Below are 17,585 nucleotides of genomic sequence, written 5' to 3' on the forward strand. Positions count from 1 at the left end.
CGTCTCCGGCTCGGCGGTCGGCGCGGCCTCCGGCGCTTCGGCGGCAGTTTCCGCCTCTGGCGCGGTGGGCGCAGCCGCTTCCGGCGTCACCTCAGGACCGGCTGTCGCGTCGTCGCGCGGCTCGTCAGGCCGGTCGTCGGACGCGGGTTCCGGGGCGCGCTGTTCGTCTTCGACGCCGTTCACATCCGCTCTCCTACTGTTCGGTTCGCTCGTTCATTAGATGGTTTAACAGCGAGTCAAGGCCAACGCCAAGCGCCAGCCCTGCCGCTAATCCGGCGGGCACGAACCCGATCGCTACGCCCAGCAGCACGCCGCCCACCGCCCCGGCCAGCGTTAGCGATCCGGTCGGCCACCGCCCCAGCGATAAGGATTCAGATGTGCGATCGGACATTTGAAAACACCTCACCCCCGCCCCTCCAACTTGATTGGAGAGGCGAGCAAAACCGTCTCAACGGGGTTTTGTAGGGGCGGGTTTGTAACCCGCCCTGCTTTTTGCCATCCCACCAGACGCGTACCGTAGGGGCGTATTGCGATACGCCCCTGCCAGATGAACCAGACCCTCCACCCCTGCGACTCTATGCCTGTCTCCCCTCTCCAACTTGATTGGAGAGAGGGGCCGGGGGTGAGGTCTGCCTTTGCCTTTGCTTTTAGCTCTCGGCTGCCCGCTAATCGCTAACGGCTGCCCTTTACAGCGGGATGTTGCCGTGCTTCTTCGGCGGATTGCTGTCGCGCTTGTTTTGCAGCATTTCCAGCGCATTGATCAGGCGCGGGCGCGTCTCCGACGGCATGATCACGTCGTCGATGAAGCCGCGCGCCGCCGCCACGTACGGATTGGCGAACTTCTCGCGGTACTCCTGCACCAGTTCCGCCTTGCGCGTCACCGGATCGTCGGCTTCGGACAGCTCGCGGCGGAAGATGATATTCACCGCGCCGTCCGGCCCCATCACCGCGATCTCCGCGGTCGGCCACGCGAGATTCAGGTCGCTGCGGATGTGCTTGCTGTTCATGACGCAGTACGCGCCGCCGTAGGCTTTGCGCGTCACGATCGTGATCTTGGGCACGGTCGCTTCGCAGTAGGCGTAAAGCAGCTTCGCGCCGGAGCGGATGATCCCGCCGTGCTCCTGCGCCATGCCGGGCATGAAGCCGGGCACGTCCTCGAAGGTCAGCACCGGGATGTTGAACGAGTCGCAGAAGCGGATGAAGCGCGCGGCCTTTTCGCTGGCGTCGATGTCCAGCACGCCCGCCAGCACCGCCGGTTGGTTGGCGACGATGCCGACGCTGTGCCCGCCCAGCCGCGCGAAGCCCACCACCACGTTCTGCGCGAAGTGCTCGTGGATCTCGAAGAAGCGGCCCTCGTCCATAATGAGCTTAATCAGTTCTTTGACGTCGTAAGGCTTGCTGGGATCGTCCGGCACGAGGTCGTTCAGGGCCTGTTCCGTGCGCAGCGGATCGTCCAGGGGCGGCTCGAAGGGCGGATCTTCCATGTTGTTCTGCGGAATATAGCCGAGCAGCTCGCGCGTGAGGAACAGCGCGTCTTCCTCGGTGTTGGCCGCGACGTGACTCACGCCGCTGACCGCATTGTGCGTCATCGCGCCGCCGAGTTCCTCGAACGAGACGTCCTCGTGCGTCACCGCGCGCACCACGTCCGGCCCGGTCACGAACATATAAGAGGTGTCCTTGACCATAAAAATAAAATCGGTCAGCGCCGGGCTGTACACCGCGCCGCCCGCGCACGGCCCCATGATCAGGCTGAGCTGCGGGATCACGCCGCTGGCGAGCGTGTTGCGCAGGAAGATATCCGCGAACCCGCCCAGGCTGATCACGCCTTCCTGAATGCGCGCGCCGCCGGAGTCGTTCACACCGATCACGGGCGCGCCGTTTTTCATCGCCATGTCCATGATCTTGCAGATCTTTTCGGCATGCACCTCGCTCAGCGAGCCGCCCATAACTGTGAAGTCCTGCGAGTAGACGTAGACCAGCCGCCCATTGATCGTGCCCCAGCCGGTCACGACGCTGTCGCCCAGGTACTGGTTGTGCGGATCGTCCATGCCAAAGTTGCGCTCGCGGTGCACCACGAACGCGTCCATTTCACGGAAGCTGCCGGGATCGAGCAGCAGGTCCAACCGCTCGCGGGCAGTCAGTTTGCCGGACTTGTGCTGCTTGTCGATGCGGGACGGCCCACCGCCCTCCGCGCTGCGCAGACGCATCTCGTTCAACTTCTCGATGTGATTACCGTTCGTCATAGGGACCCTTCTCCAAACATCGGCTCCGGTTCGTCCGAGGGCGATGGCCTGAACGTGGCGCGAAACTGCCGTCCGCGCAGCACGACCCCGGCCAGAACCAGGAGCAAAACGGTGACGGCAGCCTGAAACCCGATACGCCCGCGTGCGAAGTCCGTGCGGGCATACACCACCATCCATAACACGCCAAACGCGCCGTAGTTGCTCAGCAGGATCAGGCTCCACCGCCGCGCCCACGGTCGGCAGCGGATCAATCCGGCAGCAAAGGCCAGCAGCAAGACGGCCCAAACGAGGGCCAGCGCGGCGCGCAGCAGCGGCGGGTAGGAGACGGCGAGCGCCCGGTAGTCGTCCGCACGGCGGACGTGATCGAGCGCGAGGGCGAGGTTATAGAGACCCAGCGCAGCCACAATCAGGCCGAATGTCCACAGGCTCCACGGCCTGCGGGCGGGGAGACGCAATAAATGTGACATAAATCAGCATTATAGCGTGAGGCCGCATGTGGAGCGAATTGGACCCCGTCTGTATAATACCCGCAGCCTATTTTACATAGCAAGGACATTACATTTTGGTCACTTCCGCACTCTGGCAGGATCATGATTCTGCGGCAGGCGGCAGCCGCACCACCCCGCGCCGCGATACCATCGCGCTCGTGGTGATTCTGCTGGTCGCTGCCATCGCGCGCCTGCACGATCTGGCGGGCATCACGGTGTACCTGTTCGACCAGGGTGAGCTTGTCGTCGCCGCGCAGAACATGGCGGCGGGCCAGGGCATCCCGTTGGAGGGCATCGCGTCCTCGGCAGGCGTGCCGAACTCGCCCGTAACCGTGTATACGCTGGCGCTGCCCGCCCTGTTCACCCACAACGTACAGGTCATCACGGCAATCATCGCGCTGTTCAACGTGATCGGCGTGGGGCTGCTGTGGGCGCTCGTGCGGCGCACGGTGGGGCCGACCGCCGCGGCGCTGGCCGGATTCGCGTACGCGCTGCACCCCTACGCCGTCACCTACAGCCGCTCGATCTGGGCGCAGGACTACCAGATCACGTTTATCCTGGCGGCGCTGCTGCTCGGCGTGATCGGCTTCATCGAGGGCAAACGCTGGGCGCAGGTGTTGTGCCTGCCCGTGCTGATCTGGGGCGTGCAGATTCACTATGCCGCCTGGACGATGACGCCCGTGGTCCTGGGGCTGTTGTGGTTGGGCCGCCGCACCGTCTCCTGGCGCGCGCTGATCGCCAGCGGTGTGATCGCGGTGCTGCTTCTGGTTCCGTTCGTGCTGGGCGCGTCGGAGTCGTCGGGCAGCTTTGAGAGCCGCACGGCGGACATGCGCGCGATCATCAAGTACGATCTACGGCTGCGCGGCGAAACGATCGATCGCGTAGTGGACGTGGCGACCGGGCGCGGCGTGGAATATCTGGCCGATCCCGCGCTGGCGGATCATGCCCTGCCTGCGCCGCTCGGCGTGTGGTACGCGCTGGGCGTGCTGATGATCGGCGGCTACGCGGCGGCATGGGCGATCCGCGCGTGGCGCCCGCTGGCGCTGCTGCTGACGCTGTGGATCGTGCCACCGGTCGCATTTTTCCTGCCCAACTGGACCGGGACCGGCATTTACACGCACTACTTTATCTACCTGATCCCGGCGTTCTGCCTGCTGCTGGCGCTTAGCGTGACGATGCTTCTGCGCGCCCTGCACGATCGCCGCATCGCGCAGGGGGTGGTCGTGAGCGCGGTCGGTCTGGCGGTGCTGTCGTGGGGCTGGTGGCAGATCAGCGTGCTGCGCGCCGCCGACACGCATTACACGCCAGACGGCCTGCCTACGCCGCTGCATTACCTGATGAACATCCGTGAGACGCTGCTGCCCTACGGCGACGTGCTGATCGTGGGCGGCGACAGCAAATCGAGCGGCTACGAGGTCTGGGACGGGCTGCTCTACGATACGGATCGCTGCGTGCGCGAGGTGGTGGCGACCGGCGGCGATCTGGCCGTCTTCCCCGCCAGGCCGTTCGCCGTGATCAGCCCGCCGACCGCCCCGCCCTCCGCACTGGACGCGCTTTACGGCCTGGGCACGGCGCGCGCGATCCCGCTGCGGCCCGGCGAAGGCGCGTACCTCGTGCAGACGTTCGACAGCGGGCTGATGTGGGCGGGCGTCCCGTTCGCGGATCTGGCTCCGGCGCGGTTCGGCAGCGGCGTGCAAATCACGGGCTACGCGTTCGACGGCGACACGATCTGGCTGCGCTGGGCGCTCCCGGCGGCGGACGACGATCAGGGCCACCTGCGCTTCTTCGTGCACCTGCTCGACGCGGACGGCAACCGGCTCGCGCAGCAGGACGTGGATTTCTGGCGCGGGCGGTACTGGTGCGCGGGCGATACGCTCGTGACGGGCATCGCGCTGCCGCAGCCCGCGGGGACGGTGACGCTGCGCGTGGGCCAGTACCGGCTGGACGAGGAGACCGGCGCGATTACCGGGATCGACGTGGTGGACGACGCCGAGCAGCCCCTCGCGCCCTGGGTAGATGTGGCGCTGGCGGGCTAAATGCGCTTCGCGCCGCGCGCATAAGAAGCTCTTTATCCGGTCCGTTTGGTTCATTGATGCGGGAGATGATGTCCTGCGTTTTGTGACAGCATATCCCCAGTGAAAGGCGGTTACGCTCATGCATGAACTGGATCAGGTCGTGTTGACGACCGACATTCCCGAACACGACCTCAAGGCGGGTGACATCGGTACGATCGTGCTGGTACACGGCGAGCACGAAGGCTACGAAATCGAGTTCGTGACGCTGGGCGGAAAAACAATCGCGGTCGTCACGGTGACAGCGTCGCAAGTCCGCCCCATTCGAGAGCAGGAGATCGCGCACGCGCGGCCAATCGCGGCGGTGTAGGCAATCGGCACCTCTGCAATTTAAACGCACACGGCTCGCCGGAACTCAACGGCGGGCCGTTTTTTTTACCCTGAGCAAACGATCAGATCAGTACAAGTACCTTGACCACCGAGAAAATAAAACAATTAGTTCACGTACTCTCTCAACTGTTTCGAGAAGAATATATCGCTGTACCAGTAGAACCTCGGAAGCATCAAGCCGTATCGCTGCCTCACGCAGTAAGAAAAGTTTACCGTCTTCAATAGCCTTGGCGGCGGCTTTTCCGGTTAGTAAATTCTCGGAATCTTTTACGGTCCGAATGCTTGTTACATACTCTTCCACCACTTGTTGTGCACCATGGATCATGGAAATTGATGCTGGATCTGTGAAACGCGCCAGTTGTTGGACAAGAGTGGGGAATTGACTGAGAACACCTTCGGGCGTTCGTGCCGTTATGAAAAACAAACCTTCTGGGTATTTATCACGCAGTCTCTGTTCAATACGTGGCCAAAGCTGGTCCACAATCATAATATCGGCAGTAGTCTTGGCAACACTCCCAGGGAAATCGCCCCGCTCCAAGTGAATGAGAACATCTTCGAAATCACTATGTTGATATAAGTACTCCCACGACCATTTGGATTCCCCTAGAATCAGGTACGTCAAGCGTTGGAAACCATGTTCCTCATCTTTGATAAAGTCAGCAAAGGTATACTTATCTTCAAGTTCTTTGTCACAATGCTGATCGAAAATCCGAACAGGGATGATTTTACAATTGTGCTCCTCCGCAATCCTCAATTCACGCCGACACCAACCGTCGTCTAGTAGTGAACAGGGCGTCATCACAAACACAAAATATTCGCGTGAACTGATCTCCTGCACCAATAAGTCCCAAAATGGTCCTGCTTGCAAACGTTTGTCCCAGAAAACGTCAGCATACGCGCTTAATGAAATGGCCCAGTGAGACACCCACTCCGTAGCGTCTTTATGGGCGTAACTGATAAAAACGGTTGGCCTGTCCATCTTCCCCTCCCCACATTTACCATGTGCCCCCATTATAGAATCAAAACCGCCCCGACTCTCGCCGGGGCGTCGCATATACATTTGGCTTGTGCTAACCGCTATCCGTTCTCCGCTCTCCGCTAGATCGTCACCGACGGGCGGTATTCCCCGAACACGCCGCGCAGCACGTGCCCGATCTCGCCCAGCGTGACGTCGTGCTCCACGCACGTCACGAACAGCGGCAGCAGGTTGTCGGTGCCCTTCGCGGCGGTGTCGAGCTGGCCCAGCAGCTCCGCGACCTTGGCGTTGTCGCGCGAGGCACGCAGATCCGCGAGCTTGGCGCGCTGACCCTGCTCCACGGCAGGATCGACGCGCAGGATCTCGCGGTGAGCGTCGGCATTCTGGGCGGTGGTGAACTTGTTCACGCCCACCACGATCTGCTCGCCCGACTCGACCGCGCACTGGTACGCGTACGCCGCGTCGTTGATCTCGCCCTGGATGAACCCGGCCTCGATCGCCGCCAGCGCCCCGCCCATCGCGTCGATGCGCTCGATGTATTCCGCCGCGCGCCGCTCGATCTCGTCGGTCAGGTGCTCGACCACGTAGCTACCCGCGAACGGATCGATCGTGTCCGCCGCGCCGGATTCGTAGGCGATGATCTGCTGCGTCCTCAGCGCGATCTGCACCGCCGATTCGGTCGGCAGGGCGAGCGCCTCGTCCATGCTGTTGGTGTGCAGCGACTGCGTGCCGCCCAGCACCGCCGCCAGCGCCTGAAGCGTCACGCGCACGATGTTATTTTCCGGCTGCTGCGCGGTGAGCGTGCTGCCGCCGGTCTGCGTGTGGAACTTGAGCGACCAGCTCTTGGGCGACTTGGCCCCGAAACGCTCGCGCATGATGTGCGCCCACAAACGCCGCGCCGCGCGGAACTTGGCGACTTCTTCGAGGAAGTTGTTGTGCGCGTTGAAGAAGAAGCTGAGCTGCGGCGCGAACTCGTCCACGTCTAGCCCGGCGTCGATGGCCGCCTGCACGTACGCGATGCCGTCCGCCAGCGTGAACGCGACTTCCTGCACGGCGGTACTGCCTGCCTCGCGGATGTGGTAGCCGCTGATGCTGATCGTGTTCCAGTGCGGCACTTCCTGCGCGCAGAACGCGAACAGGTCCGTGATCAGCCGCATTGACGGCGCGGGCGGGAAGATATACGTGCCGCGCGCAATGTATTCTTTGAGGATGTCGTTCTGCACCGTGCCGCGCAGCTGCTTCGATTCGACGCCCTGCTTTTTACCCACGGCGATGTACATCGCCAGCAGGATCGCGGCGGGCGCGTTGATGGTCATGCTGGTCGAAACTTTATCCAGCGGGATGCCTTCGAACAGGCGCTCCATGTCGCGCAGGGACGAGATGCTCACGCCGACCTTGCCGACCTCACCCAGCGACATCGGATCGTCGGCATCGTAGCCGATCTGCGTCGGCAGGTCGAAGGCAACGCTCAGCCCCGTCTGCCCCGCGCTGAGCAGGTAGCGGTAGCGCGCGTTCGATTCCTCGGCGCTGGCGTATCCGGCGTACTGGCGCATGGTCCAGAAGCGGCCCCGGTACATGGTCGGCTGCACGCCGCGCGTGAACGGGTATTCGCCGGGAAAACCGAGCTTCTGCATGTAGTCGTCCGCGTCGCATACGTCCGGCACGTACACCCGGTCCAGCGGAATGTTGGACGACGTAGAAAATTCCGGCTGGCGTTCGGGGAAGCGGGAAATCGTCTTATTGACAGACTTTTCTTCCCACTGTTGTTTCAACTGGTTCAGATCATCGCTCATGGGACTCTCGCTCGTGATCACTTGATGGGCCGTGTGCACAAAAAAGCCTGCATCACCCTACTATACCCGATGCAGGCGCTGCTATCAGTTATAACCCTCACCCATTCGAGCGTTACGGATCACACCCGGCGCGAGGGGTATGGCGTGTCAAGCTGCGGAATGATTGTCCGGGAGAAGTCCGTCACAGTACAATGAAGGCGCTTACGCTGCGCCCGTATCACCTGGCTTGAGACGATCCTCAAAACACACCGCCGCCCCACCGACGAGTAAAGCCAGGGTGTGCCCAGACCCACGAAAGAACCGGTCCATGAAGACTCAAGCTGAAGGCTCACCCGCCAACAATGCCCTCCGCCTCGGATTTTATACGTCTATCCTTACCGCGATTCTCACCGCGATCACCTTTGGCATCGCCGTCTTAACGCCGCCGATATCCGGCCCAAACTGCCGTGAAGGCTGCGTCGAGTACCCGTATCTGGATATCGCCTCGCGCTTTCCCAGGGACTACATCTGGATGGTTCCGGCGATTGTGTTGGTGTTACTGTTCGTGGTGCTCATGGTCTGCATCCACTACTACGCCCCCCAGGAAGCGAAGGTATTCAGCCACATCGGGCTGGCTTTTGCCCTTATTTCGGCGCTGCTGCTCGTCGGAGATTACTTCGTGCAGGTGTCGGTGATCCAGCCCAGCCTCGAAAACGGCGAAACCGACGGAATCGCGCTGTTAAGCCAGTACAACCCGCACGGCCTCTTCATCGCGCTTGAAGATATCGGCTATTTGATGATGAGCGCCGCGCTGTTATGTGTCGTGCCGGTGTTTTCGGGGCGCAACCGGGTGGAAAGCGCGCTGCGCTGGATCTTCATCGCCAACTTTGCCCTGGCGATTCTCGCGCTCGTGGGGCTGTCGATCCAGTACGGGGTTAATCGTGAGTACCGGTTCGAGGTGATCGTCATCTCGCTTGACTGGATCGTGTTGATCGTGGCAGGCAGCCTGTTGGGTGTGGTGTTCAAACGTGCGATGAGCGCGCCCGATCCTGCCGCCGCGCCGGGTTGATCGCGTCGCAGTAACGCCGCTCACCTGCCCGACATGCCTCGGCGCGCGTCCAGCTCGTCCTCCACGATGTAAGCCGTGTTGCAGATCTTGCAGTGGATCACGTCGCCAGGCAGATTTTGGCCGCGCGGCTTGCAGCCGTCCACGGTGCAGTCCCACACGTACGCGCCGCACACCAAGCACCCCCGCAGCAGGTCCGCCGAACTCCGGATCAGGATCACCTCGCCCATGCCGCACCTCGTCTCAACTTCAAACCGGGTTGTATCTTCTGGCTATTCCCAAATCAATGCTTTCATAACAATATATGAAGGTGCCCCTGATTTTTATTTGGATAATACAGTAATCGAACCAGACTCGATCTCATGGAGCCCCAGATGTCCTACCACATTACCACATTCCCAAACGAACCTATCATCCTGCTCAGCGTCTCAGAAGACTACGACATCCAGCGAGATCTCACGTACTCGAATAAGGACGTCATCGCCCATCTCGAACGTGCTCCCGAACCCGTTTTTTACGTGAACGATCTCAGCAAGCTGGATCTGGATTTCGAGAGCCTCATGTACGCCGCCAACTACCTGTGCCTGGGCGAAACATCGACTTACAACCATCCCAAGGTACGCCAGGTCCTGTTTGTAGGAGGCAACGAGATGATGCTGATGGCCGCCGAAGGCATCCAGACGGAAACGTTCGGCAGCGTCAATGCGCGCGTTTTCGGCACCGTCGATGAAGCGTTGGCATATGCCTGCGCGCGGATCTAAATAGCCGGAATTATAGTCTCGTTTGTGTTTTCACTGCCGCAGGTACTCACACCGCGGCAGTTTTGTTTATGATTTGTCACAATTGCTTAACCTGTTCATAACAGCAATCGTTTATGCTAGAAGCCAAACACGACGTTTCCCCCCACTTATTCCCTTTACTCCAAACTCAAGTCGATGCGCCTGATGCACCATCTTGCACGTGGAGAATGATCATGACTTACCGCACGGAAAAGCTCCCTGACGAGCCTATCCTCATCACCCAGCCGTTCGAAGAGCACGACGCCGAAGTAGATGGCGGCTTCTACGCACAAAGCATTATTGCCGCGCTCGATGCGTTGAAGGAGCCAGTCGTCGTCATCCTCGATCTGACGCGCTCGAACATGGAAAGCCAAAATCTGGCCTACGCCGCCTCGCTGGCCATTCCGATCCTGAACCATCCCAACATCCTCGACCGGGTCTGCGTGACGACCAGCGACATCATGCGCATGACGATGCAAGGGCTGGGCAGCACGACGTTCGGCAGTCACGAGATCCACGTGTTCGATACGCTCGATGATGCGCTTGCCTATGCGCGTTCCTACTGACCCTTCAGCCGCCGCCGAGTTGTTCGGCGGCGCTCCCTCTTATTCCGCGCCCTCACGTGCACAGGAGGTACCCACTTCTGTAAGATATGGTGTACAATTGACATATCACAAATACTAAATTAAACTAGAATTGTTTTTCGTCGATCTCACAACGTTCTTCCGGAGCAGCACTAATGACTTTTCAGCACGACCTTCTCCCCGGCGAGCCGATCATGCTCGTCACCTTGTTTGAAGACTTCAATTTTGCAACCGATCTCCCTCATTCGACCGGCGCGACCTTCAAACTGCTGGAATCCGTCAACGAGCCAGTGTTCCTGATCGATGACCTTCAGCGCGTTGATATCGCCCTGGACGACCTCACCACGGCGGCTTCCATCACCAGCCGGGGCGACAACCCGCTGTACCACCACCCGAAGATCCGCGAGGTGCTGTTCGTAACGTCATACGAAACCACGCGGATGGCTATTAAGGGCCTGACCACAGACACCTTCGGCAACGTGCGTGCGCGCCTGTTCGATACGCTGGGCGAAGCGCTGGCGTATGCTCGCTCCAAATATTAAGTAGATCTATTTATAACCTCGTTTGTCCGGCTGCTGCCGCAGGTATATCACTTGCGGCATTTTTCGTTTGATTATTTCAGCTAAATCGTAATTGACTCATAACAATCTCCCGATTATCCTTGAGGTGATATTTATTTTCCCTTCTTACCCGGCTGATTCCGCTCGTAAACATCACCTCGCACACCATATGGCTCGCGCGGTGGCTGAATTCCCCTACGCTTCTCCAACTAACTATTGACACAGCGTGAATAATTACCCTATCCTAGTGACGGTAATAAATTTACCGTCAATACTTTCTCGCTGCGGCAATGCACGGTCTGGTCTTGATCCGGCACTTTTACTCACACGGAGAAATGCACTCATGACGTACCAGTACCAACAATTTCCTAACGAGCCGATTATCGTAAGCACGCTGCTCCCCTCGTACCGGGTCGAAATCGACGCGCTGTCCTACAGTTCCGACGGCAAGGCCCTGCTGGATAAGGTCTCACAGCCGGTTTTCTTCATCGAGGACTTCACGCGCTCGACGCTGGATATGCAGGACCTCGCCTACGGCGCGTCCGTGGTTGCGAAAGATCCCACCTCCCTGCTGCGCCACCCGAACATCCGCCAGATCCTGTACGTTACCGACAGCGAGATCATGCGGCTGTCCGCCAGCGGCATGAACAACGAGGTGTTCGGCAACCTCAAGATCCAGGTGTTCGACACCCTTCAAGAAGCGCTGGCCTACGCGCGCTCGCAGAACTAGAGCGTGTTATGTACTTTTCGAGTGAGAAAACAGGTTCTCCCTCACTCGTTACCCCATGATCCGTAGGGGCGGGGCTTGCTCCGCCCGTTTTTCGCCCCAGGTCCCCACGCAACGAGGTTTGAGTGCGGCGCTTCCCCTTCCCTCCGCTTGCGTGGGGAAGGGGCCAGGGGATGGGGGCTATAAGTTCATAACAGGCTCTAGTCTGTCCCACGCCGGAGCACAAAAAAACAGCCGCATGTGTTGATGCCGTGCGGCTGTTTCGATCGTGACGGTAAAACAGCGATCAGCGCTCGTCGCCGCTGCCATGCAGCACGCCCCGCGCCTGCCGCGACGCGAGCTTGTCCAGGTTCGCCTGTGCCACGTCTTCCAGGTCCAGGCCCAGCTCCGCCGCCAGCCGCGCCACGTACCACAGCACGTCGCCCAGCTCTTTGCGGATGGCCGCAACCGCCGCCGCATCGAACTGGCCGCCGTTGTCGCGCAGGACCTTTTTGACCTTTTCGGCCACCTCGCCCGCTTCGCCCGCCAATCCCAGCGTCGGATAGATCGGGTTGTGCCCGGCGTCCGGGTACTTGGCCGTCAGCGCGGCGCGTTCCTGGTACTCGCGCAGCGTCAGCGCACCGGAGTCAGCGGGAACGCCCGTCATGAGGGCTGCACTTCCGACACGCGGTCGTGCGCCTCGGCCAGCGCCCTCAGGCGATTCCAGTCCGCGCCTTCCAGTTCGTCGGCGGTCGCACGCCAGCGCCACTGCTGCGACGGCACGCCGGGTTTGTTCATGCGCGCGCTCGCGCCCAGCCCGATCACGTCTTGCAGCAGCGCGACGAAGGTGTGCGCCGGGGACGACATGCCCATTTCGATCAGCGCCCAGTTCGGCTGCTTGATCTCGTCCTGATCGACCGCCTGCCGCATCCGATCGCGGTCATCCGGCGACGATTCGCACCACCACCAGCCCAGCACGGTGTTGTTGTCGTGCGTGCCGGTGTAGACGATCGAATTCTCGCGGTGCGCGTCGGGCAGGAAGCGCTCCTGCTCACTTTCGCTCGCGCCAAACGCGAACTGAAGGATCACCATGCCCGGCAGATTCAGCTCGTCGCGCAGCACCAACGCGTGCCCCAGGTCGTCGCCCAGGTCTTCCGCGATCAGCGGCAGCTCGTCCAGCTCCGCGCCCAGGCCCTTGCCGAGCGCCTCGAAGAAGTCCATCTGCGGCCCCTCGACCCAGTGCCCGCCGACGGCGGTCGGCTCGCTGGCGGGAATGCTCCAGTACCGGTCGAAGCCCCGGAAGTGATCGATCCGCACGATATCCGCAGTGTTCAGCGCGGCCTTGATGCGCTTGATCCACCAGTCGTAGCCGGTGCGCTTGTTCTCCGCCCAGTCATACAGCGGGTTGCCCCAGCGCTGGCCGGTCGCGCTGAAGTAGTCCGGCGGCACGCCCGCGATCGAGATGGGCTGGCCCGTTTCGTCCAGTTGGAACAGGTGCGGCTGCGTCCAGACGTCGCTGCTGTCGTGCGCGACGTAGATCGGGATGTCGCCCACGATGCGGATGCCCTTGCCGTTGGCGTAGGTGCGCAGCGCGTTCCACTGTGTCGCAAACACCCACTGCCGCCAGCGGTGCTCCTCGATGCGGCAGGCATGCATCGCGCGCATGGCGTCGAGCGTTTCCTCGTCGCGCAGCGCCTCGCCTTCCGGCCACTCCGTCCACGAGCGGCCCTCGTGGTGCTCCTTGAGCGTCATAAACAGCGCGAAGTCGTCCAGCCACCACTGCTGCGGATCGCTCACCCACGCCCGGAAGGCCGCTTTCTGCTGCGGCACGTCTCGGATAACGAAGTTATCGTAGGCGCGCGTCAGCAGGTCGTCGTGATAACGCACGGCCCGCTCGTAATCGACCTGATGCGGCGGGAACCACGGCTGGCTGGCGAGGTCGCTGCGGGCGATCCAGCCCTGATCGGCCAGCCCATCGAGCGCGATCAGGTGGCTGTTGCCCGCGAAGGTCGAATAGACCTGGTAGGGCGAGTTGCCGAACCCGGTCGGGCCGAGCGGCAGCACCTGCCACACGGTCTGCCCGGCGGCAGCGAGGATGTCCACGAAACGGTACGCCCATGCGCCCAGGTCGCCCATGCCGTACGGGCCGGGCAGCGAGGTAGGGTGCATCAGCACGCCGCAGGAACGAGGGAAAATCGAGTCACGATCAGCCATAAAACACTCCGAAAGCAAAAATCAGCACATAGCAATTAGCGGTTAGCAGTTGGCGAAGAACAAACGCGACCTCACCCCCGGCCCAAAAAAGGCGCGATGGGCTTTTTGTCGGGTCGGGTTTGACATCCTTTAACTTTCAAATCCGGGCAAGACCAGGGCGGGTTAGAAACCCGCCCCTACAAACCCCGTTGAGACGGCTTGTCTCCCCTCTCCAACTTGATTGGAGAGGGGCCGGGGGTGAGGTCGCGGTGATAACCGGATCGAATTGTTAAACCGCATCAACCCGCCCTGTTTTTTCGCCCGTCCCACCGCGTGCATGGGAAACGGGATCAGGGGATGCGTCTCTCTCGCCCGCGCAACCGCCTAAACTACCCCAAAAGCTCGGCGCAGTCGAGATCTTCGAAGGCCAGCAGCGAGCGTTCCAGGTTGGACCACCACAGTTCCGGCGCGCCCTGCACCGACCAGTGAAACACGGGCCATAACAGGTTGCCGATCACCGAGATGCGATAGTCCAGCCAGCACTGATCCCACTCGTAATTATCGACGCCGTATTCCTGCAGGTGGTCGTGATAGAAGTGCACCAGCGACTTCTCCATGCGCTCGCGGTGATCGGGATAATCGTGCATGGCGATCATGTACGAAAGATCGTCCGTGCACACGCTCACCTGCCACACCGCCCAGTCCACGATCACCAGCGAGCCAGTGTCGCGCTTGACCGGGTGCATAAAGTTCCAGGCGTGCGCGTCGCCGTGAATGATGGTCAGCGCCTTGCCGGTCCGCAGCCGTACCTCACGCGGCGCGGGCGGCCACGCCTCCAGCACCCGCTCGTAGATCTTGCGCCGCGGCACAGAAAGCCGGTCGTCGAGAAAATCCACGAACGCGCCAAACTGTTCCTGGGCGACGCTGTACGCGAAGTTGCGCACCGCCCCGCCCAGCTCGCCCAGGTCGCCGTCGAAGCGCGGGTGCTCCCACCACTGCGCGTGGAAGCGCGCGATCGCGTCGAGCATGGCCTCATACTGCGGGCGCGTCGGCGGCAGCGCCTTGACCGGCTCGGCATGGGTTCGGGACACGTCCTCGACCAGCAGGTGCGCACGGTTCTGCGTCTCCGAATAGTCCGCGCTGTAACATGTCAGCGTCGGCGCGCGGTCGGTCGCGGGCGCGATCAGGCGGTAAAAATCGACCTCGCGGCGGCGATCGTCGAACTTCATGAACAGGCGCACCGGGGCATTCTCCGGCGCATCACCGGAATACGTCAGGCACAGCCGCGCCACCTGCGCGGTATTCGTGTCCGCGATCGACTTCTCGACGCCCGTCACCCTACCCTGCGGCAGATCGCCGTGGCCGCGCAAGATGTCGGTCAGCCATTCCGGCGTCACCTGCTCAAAATCAGTCAGCACCATAGAACAGTTCCGGGGGCACGTCGATGCCCTCAAAGTTGGCAAAGGTCAGATCCTGTGCGTCGAGACTCAGCGCCGCCTTGACGCGGGCGAACAGGTCCATATAGCTGCCCAGGATGCGCGGCGCGTCCGCCAATCCGAGCGCCGCCAGCGCGGACTCGATGCCCGCCGCCGGGCCTTCGACCTCGATGAAGGGGCCGAACGGCATCTCGTCGAGCACGATCTCGACGTCGGCATAGTCGTAAGTGGTGCGGTACTTCTCGTATACGACGTTCGGGTGATAACCCAGCCGCCGCAAAATGAGGTCCATCGTCTCGAAGCTGTCCACCGTGACCTCAGCCTCGAAGCGCGTACGGACGTTGGCGGGCAGATCCGCGTCTTCCGCCGGGGGCGCTTTAAACGTCAGGCGCGCGCGCGTATCCTGGCGCATCCGCAGCACGAGGCCATTGGGCGTCAGGCTGTCCGTCGCATCCTCGTAGCGGATGTTGTGCTCGTAGACGCGCGGTTTGGTTTCGTCCGCGCCGATCTGCGCCAGCCGTGACCGGATTTCATCCAGGTCCGGCGTGTAGATTTTGATTTCCGTTTCGACCAGCTTACTCATGTTGGCTCATTCCCTATGGACATGCGTCCCTGCGCGCAGCTACCCTCAAGTTTCGCAGATCCCGCCGGGGAAAGCCATACGCGGGGAGGCGTCGGCGTCCAGCAGGAAGACCGTCGCAGTCGAAACGGATGCACGGGCAAGAACGTAATGGGGACGTTCGCTTTGGCGGCAAAAGCGAGGGCGCAACCGGCTCCGAGGCAAAAAAAATAGGCGAGGGTGGCCCCTCGCCCGATAAATCATATGCGGTCCGTTTAGCTCGGAATCTCGCGCAGCGCTTCTTTGAGGTGCGTGCGCAGCGCCAAAATCAGTTCGCGGTAGAAGCCGCGCGCGCTGTCCGGCGAGAGCACCACGTCGTGGTAAAAGCTGCCCGACGCGCGCTCGACCAGCCACAGGTCCACGCCAAAAAACGGCACTTCGGGCTGGTCGTCCAGCTTATCGAATTTCATGCGGCGCAGGGCCAGCAGCAGCGATTGGTAGCGATCCGGTGCGATGGGATAGGTGAAGCGTACATCTTTGCTGGGCTTGTCGTAGACGACCGTCAGTACCCCCGGCCCGGCGTGATTACGCGTCAGCGTCGCCACCTGATTCGGATGCCGCCCGTCATGGTATTGGATGGTGATGCGGAATGCCTCGTTCACGCCGGGCTGAAACGTCAGGTGACGCAGCTCATCCTGGCTTAAGCGCAGCGCGATGAGGCGAATCGGGTCAGCACGTCGTACTTCCATCGCCAGGCCCCCCTGGTCTATTGTTATTTATCTTCAATTTTATTACGAAACACGACAATCATCCGCATTTGTAGGACTAAAGTATGCCCCGCGCTTATCGATTCAAAATCGCCCCAGAAGCGCGGCACTGCGGATTGTGCGAGGGATCACACATCGTTCAATTCAATAATTTATAACACGCTTAATGCGCAAACGTTGCGCGTGCTAGAGCATCGATCGGAGCACCGGCAGCAGCGGCATCAGATCGGGATCGTCGAGCGTGACCGTCGCCGCTTCGCGCACGCGGGCGTCGTAGGGCATGACCGCCGCGCTCCACCCCACCTGCTCGAACATCGGCACGTCGAACAGCGACGCGCCAAACGCGATGCACTCGTCCGCGCTGGCCCCGGCCTCGTCCTTGATCTGCTCCACCAGCGCGCCGCGATCCGATTCGCGGTAGCGGATCTCGATCTCACCCGTCAGCCGGTCATCCTCGACGCACAACGTATTGGCGAACCAGTAGCGCGCCCCCAACTGCGCCGCTTCGGGCTGGAGCTGCAAGTCGAACCCGCTGCTGATCAGCGCCAGCTCAACCCCCGCGCCGCGCAGCAGCCCCGCGATCTCCGTTGCGCCGGGCAGCCACGCCAGGTCGCTGAGCAGGAACTGCACGCGCTCGGCGTCCTGCCCTTCCCACAGCTCCGCTTCGGCCTCGTGCCAGCGATCGACGTCCTGCGGGCGGCGCTGATACTTGAACGTGTATTCGAGCGACTCTTCCATCAGGTCGAGGCGGCGGTGCAGGTAATCGTACGGGTTGAACAGGGGGTGCAGCGTGCCAATGACGTTAAAAAATGCGAGCTTAATCGGACGGGGCATCAGGCTCTCCCAGGGTTTAATTTGTGAACGAAATCACTATTGCATCCAGTCTAGCCCGGGGAGCCGCGTTCGCTGTAGTGTCAAATGGCGCGATCCGCATCACCAATGAGCAGATCGGGGACGGGCGGAGCTTGGTGCTCCGCCCGTTCGAATCGTGTGAGACTTTGCTTGTCTCCCCTCTCCAACTTGATTGGAGAGGGGCCGGGGGTGAGGTCGCGGT

The 17,585-nt window shown here is 61.5% G+C and carries 19 protein-coding genes and 1 pseudogene; 7 read left to right on the forward strand and 13 right to left on the reverse strand.

Features of this window, described 5'->3' with window-relative positions; all coding sequences use genetic code 11:
• The 4 genes and pseudogenes from V7116_RS20925 to V7116_RS20940 form a co-directional block, all read right to left on the reverse strand.
• Positions 1-183: pseudogene (locus V7116_RS20925) on the reverse strand (hypothetical protein); the annotation flags it as partial.
• 10 nt (positions 184-193) lie between these two features.
• The gene (locus tag V7116_RS20930; RefSeq protein WP_324393922.1) at positions 194-391 is read right to left on the reverse strand and encodes a hypothetical protein; all 198 of its coding nucleotides are present in this window, start codon (positions 389-391) and stop codon (positions 194-196) included.
• Between the two features lie 295 nt (positions 392-686).
• Positions 687-2,243, reverse strand: coding sequence for an acyl-CoA carboxylase subunit beta (locus V7116_RS20935; protein ID WP_324393923.1), 1,557 nt, complete (start codon positions 2,241-2,243; stop codon positions 687-689).
• Positions 2,240-2,710: a hypothetical protein gene (locus tag V7116_RS20940; protein ID WP_324393924.1), complete on the reverse strand. Its 471-nt coding sequence runs from the start codon at positions 2,708-2,710 to the stop codon at positions 2,240-2,242. Before V7116_RS20940 ends, V7116_RS20935 begins: the two co-directional genes overlap by 4 nt.
• A 95-nt stretch (positions 2,711-2,805) precedes the next feature.
• Between V7116_RS20940 and V7116_RS20945 the strand changes: the two genes are divergently transcribed.
• Positions 2,806-4,767, forward strand: a complete 1,962-nt coding sequence (locus V7116_RS20945; protein WP_324393925.1) for a glycosyltransferase family 39 protein — start codon at positions 2,806-2,808, stop codon at positions 4,765-4,767.
• Positions 4,768-4,885: 118 nt separating this feature from the next.
• Positions 4,886-5,113 (forward strand): DUF4926 domain-containing protein, encoded by a 228-nt coding sequence (locus tag V7116_RS20950; RefSeq protein WP_324393926.1) that lies wholly within the window; start codon positions 4,886-4,888, stop codon positions 5,111-5,113.
• 87 nt (positions 5,114-5,200) lie between these two features.
• Here the strand turns inward: V7116_RS20950 and V7116_RS20955 are convergent, their stop codons facing one another.
• Both V7116_RS20955 and V7116_RS20960 read right to left on the reverse strand, forming a co-directional pair.
• The gene (locus V7116_RS20955; protein WP_324393927.1) at positions 5,201-6,112 is read right to left on the reverse strand and encodes a toll/interleukin-1 receptor domain-containing protein; all 912 of its coding nucleotides are present in this window, start codon (positions 6,110-6,112) and stop codon (positions 5,201-5,203) included.
• Between the two features lie 119 nt (positions 6,113-6,231).
• The gene (locus V7116_RS20960) at positions 6,232-7,902 is read right to left on the reverse strand and encodes an acyl-CoA mutase large subunit family protein (protein WP_324393928.1); all 1,671 of its coding nucleotides are present in this window, start codon (positions 7,900-7,902) and stop codon (positions 6,232-6,234) included.
• Between the two features lie 307 nt (positions 7,903-8,209).
• Here V7116_RS20960 and V7116_RS20965 point away from each other — a divergent pair, with 307 nt between their 5' ends.
• A complete protein-coding gene (locus tag V7116_RS20965; RefSeq protein ID WP_324393929.1) occupies positions 8,210-8,950 on the forward strand; it encodes a hypothetical protein in 741 nt (246 codons plus the stop codon).
• A 20-nt stretch (positions 8,951-8,970) separates the two neighbouring features.
• Here the strand turns inward: V7116_RS20965 and V7116_RS20970 are convergent, their stop codons facing one another.
• Positions 8,971-9,177, reverse strand: a complete 207-nt coding sequence (locus V7116_RS20970) for a hypothetical protein (protein ID WP_324393930.1) — start codon at positions 9,175-9,177, stop codon at positions 8,971-8,973.
• Positions 9,178-9,321: 144 nt separating this feature from the next.
• Between V7116_RS20970 and V7116_RS20975 the strand changes: the two genes are divergently transcribed.
• The 4 genes from V7116_RS20975 (at position 9,322) to V7116_RS20990 (ending at position 11,600) form a co-directional block, all read left to right on the forward strand.
• Positions 9,322-9,708, forward strand: coding sequence for a hypothetical protein (locus V7116_RS20975; protein ID WP_324393931.1), 387 nt, complete (start codon positions 9,322-9,324; stop codon positions 9,706-9,708).
• Between the two features lie 212 nt (positions 9,709-9,920).
• Positions 9,921-10,292, forward strand: a complete 372-nt coding sequence (locus tag V7116_RS20980) for a hypothetical protein (protein WP_324393932.1) — start codon at positions 9,921-9,923, stop codon at positions 10,290-10,292.
• Between the two features lie 173 nt (positions 10,293-10,465).
• On the forward strand, positions 10,466-10,852 hold the full coding sequence (locus tag V7116_RS20985) for a hypothetical protein (protein WP_324393933.1): 387 nt from the start codon (positions 10,466-10,468) through the stop codon (positions 10,850-10,852).
• 361 nt (positions 10,853-11,213) lie between these two features.
• Positions 11,214-11,600 (forward strand): hypothetical protein, encoded by a 387-nt coding sequence (locus V7116_RS20990; protein ID WP_324393934.1) that lies wholly within the window; start codon positions 11,214-11,216, stop codon positions 11,598-11,600.
• Positions 11,601-11,883: 283 nt separating this feature from the next.
• Here V7116_RS20990 and V7116_RS20995 read toward each other — a convergent pair whose 3' ends face one another.
• From V7116_RS20995 to V7116_RS21020, 6 genes are all read right to left on the reverse strand, one after another.
• Positions 11,884-12,243 carry a nucleoside triphosphate pyrophosphohydrolase family protein gene (locus tag V7116_RS20995; RefSeq protein WP_324393935.1) on the reverse strand — a complete coding sequence of 120 codons (360 nt, stop codon included), beginning with the start codon at positions 12,241-12,243 and terminating at the stop codon, positions 11,884-11,886.
• Positions 12,240-13,790 (reverse strand): 4-alpha-glucanotransferase, encoded by a 1,551-nt coding sequence (gene malQ, locus V7116_RS21000; protein ID WP_324393936.1) that lies wholly within the window; start codon positions 13,788-13,790, stop codon positions 12,240-12,242. The genes V7116_RS20995 and malQ overlap by 4 nt, the downstream gene beginning before the upstream one ends.
• 368 nt (positions 13,791-14,158) lie before the next feature.
• Complete coding sequence (locus V7116_RS21005) at positions 14,159-15,190, reverse strand: phosphotransferase (RefSeq protein WP_324393937.1); 1,032 nt, start codon at positions 15,188-15,190, stop codon at positions 14,159-14,161.
• Positions 15,177-15,788: a class IV adenylate cyclase gene (locus V7116_RS21010; RefSeq protein ID WP_324393938.1), complete on the reverse strand. Its 612-nt coding sequence runs from the start codon at positions 15,786-15,788 to the stop codon at positions 15,177-15,179. The genes V7116_RS21005 and V7116_RS21010 overlap by 14 nt, the downstream gene beginning before the upstream one ends.
• A gap of 251 nt (positions 15,789-16,039) precedes the next feature.
• A complete protein-coding gene (locus V7116_RS21015) occupies positions 16,040-16,513 on the reverse strand; it encodes a hypothetical protein (RefSeq protein WP_324393939.1) in 474 nt (157 codons plus the stop codon).
• A gap of 204 nt (positions 16,514-16,717) precedes the next feature.
• Positions 16,718-17,365 carry an HAD family hydrolase gene (locus V7116_RS21020; protein ID WP_324393940.1) on the reverse strand — a complete coding sequence of 216 codons (648 nt, stop codon included), beginning with the start codon at positions 17,363-17,365 and terminating at the stop codon, positions 16,718-16,720.
• Positions 17,366-17,585: the final 220 nt, after the last annotated feature.

It is taken from the genome of Aggregatilinea sp. (genome assembly GCF_036822615.1).
In the GTDB taxonomy this organism is placed as follows: domain Bacteria; phylum Chloroflexota; class Anaerolineae; order Aggregatilineales; family Aggregatilineaceae; genus Aggregatilinea.

Excerpts from the sequence above, each read along its gene's own strand:
- V7116_RS20930 (WP_324393922.1), bottom strand. The coding sequence starts at position 391 with ATGTCCGATCGCACATCTGAATCCTTATCGCTGGGGCGGTGGCCGACC.
- V7116_RS20935 (WP_324393923.1), bottom strand. The coding sequence starts at position 2,243 with ATGACGAACGGTAATCACATCGAGAAGTTGAACGAGATGCGTCTGCGC.
- V7116_RS20940 (WP_324393924.1), bottom strand. The coding sequence starts at position 2,710 with ATGTCACATTTATTGCGTCTCCCCGCCCGCAGGCCGTGGAGCCTGTGG.
- V7116_RS20950 (WP_324393926.1), top strand. The coding sequence starts at position 4,886 with ATGCATGAACTGGATCAGGTCGTGTTGACGACCGACATTCCCGAACAC.
- V7116_RS20955 (WP_324393927.1), bottom strand. The coding sequence starts at position 6,112 with ATGGACAGGCCAACCGTTTTTATCAGTTACGCCCATAAAGACGCTACG.
- V7116_RS20960 (WP_324393928.1), bottom strand. The coding sequence starts at position 7,902 with ATGAGCGATGATCTGAACCAGTTGAAACAACAGTGGGAAGAAAAGTCT.
- V7116_RS20965 (WP_324393929.1), top strand. The coding sequence starts at position 8,210 with ATGAAGACTCAAGCTGAAGGCTCACCCGCCAACAATGCCCTCCGCCTC.
- V7116_RS20970 (WP_324393930.1), bottom strand. The coding sequence starts at position 9,177 with ATGGGCGAGGTGATCCTGATCCGGAGTTCGGCGGACCTGCTGCGGGGG.
- V7116_RS20975 (WP_324393931.1), top strand. The coding sequence starts at position 9,322 with ATGTCCTACCACATTACCACATTCCCAAACGAACCTATCATCCTGCTC.
- V7116_RS20980 (WP_324393932.1), top strand. The coding sequence starts at position 9,921 with ATGACTTACCGCACGGAAAAGCTCCCTGACGAGCCTATCCTCATCACC.
- V7116_RS20985 (WP_324393933.1), top strand. The coding sequence starts at position 10,466 with ATGACTTTTCAGCACGACCTTCTCCCCGGCGAGCCGATCATGCTCGTC.
- V7116_RS20990 (WP_324393934.1), top strand. The coding sequence starts at position 11,214 with ATGACGTACCAGTACCAACAATTTCCTAACGAGCCGATTATCGTAAGC.
- V7116_RS20995 (WP_324393935.1), bottom strand. The coding sequence starts at position 12,243 with ATGACGGGCGTTCCCGCTGACTCCGGTGCGCTGACGCTGCGCGAGTAC.
- malQ (WP_324393936.1), bottom strand. The coding sequence starts at position 13,790 with ATGGCTGATCGTGACTCGATTTTCCCTCGTTCCTGCGGCGTGCTGATG.
- V7116_RS21005 (WP_324393937.1), bottom strand. The coding sequence starts at position 15,190 with ATGGTGCTGACTGATTTTGAGCAGGTGACGCCGGAATGGCTGACCGAC.
- V7116_RS21010 (WP_324393938.1), bottom strand. The coding sequence starts at position 15,788 with ATGAGTAAGCTGGTCGAAACGGAAATCAAAATCTACACGCCGGACCTG.
- V7116_RS21015 (WP_324393939.1), bottom strand. The coding sequence starts at position 16,513 with ATGGAAGTACGACGTGCTGACCCGATTCGCCTCATCGCGCTGCGCTTA.
- V7116_RS21020 (WP_324393940.1), bottom strand. The coding sequence starts at position 17,365 with ATGCCCCGTCCGATTAAGCTCGCATTTTTTAACGTCATTGGCACGCTG.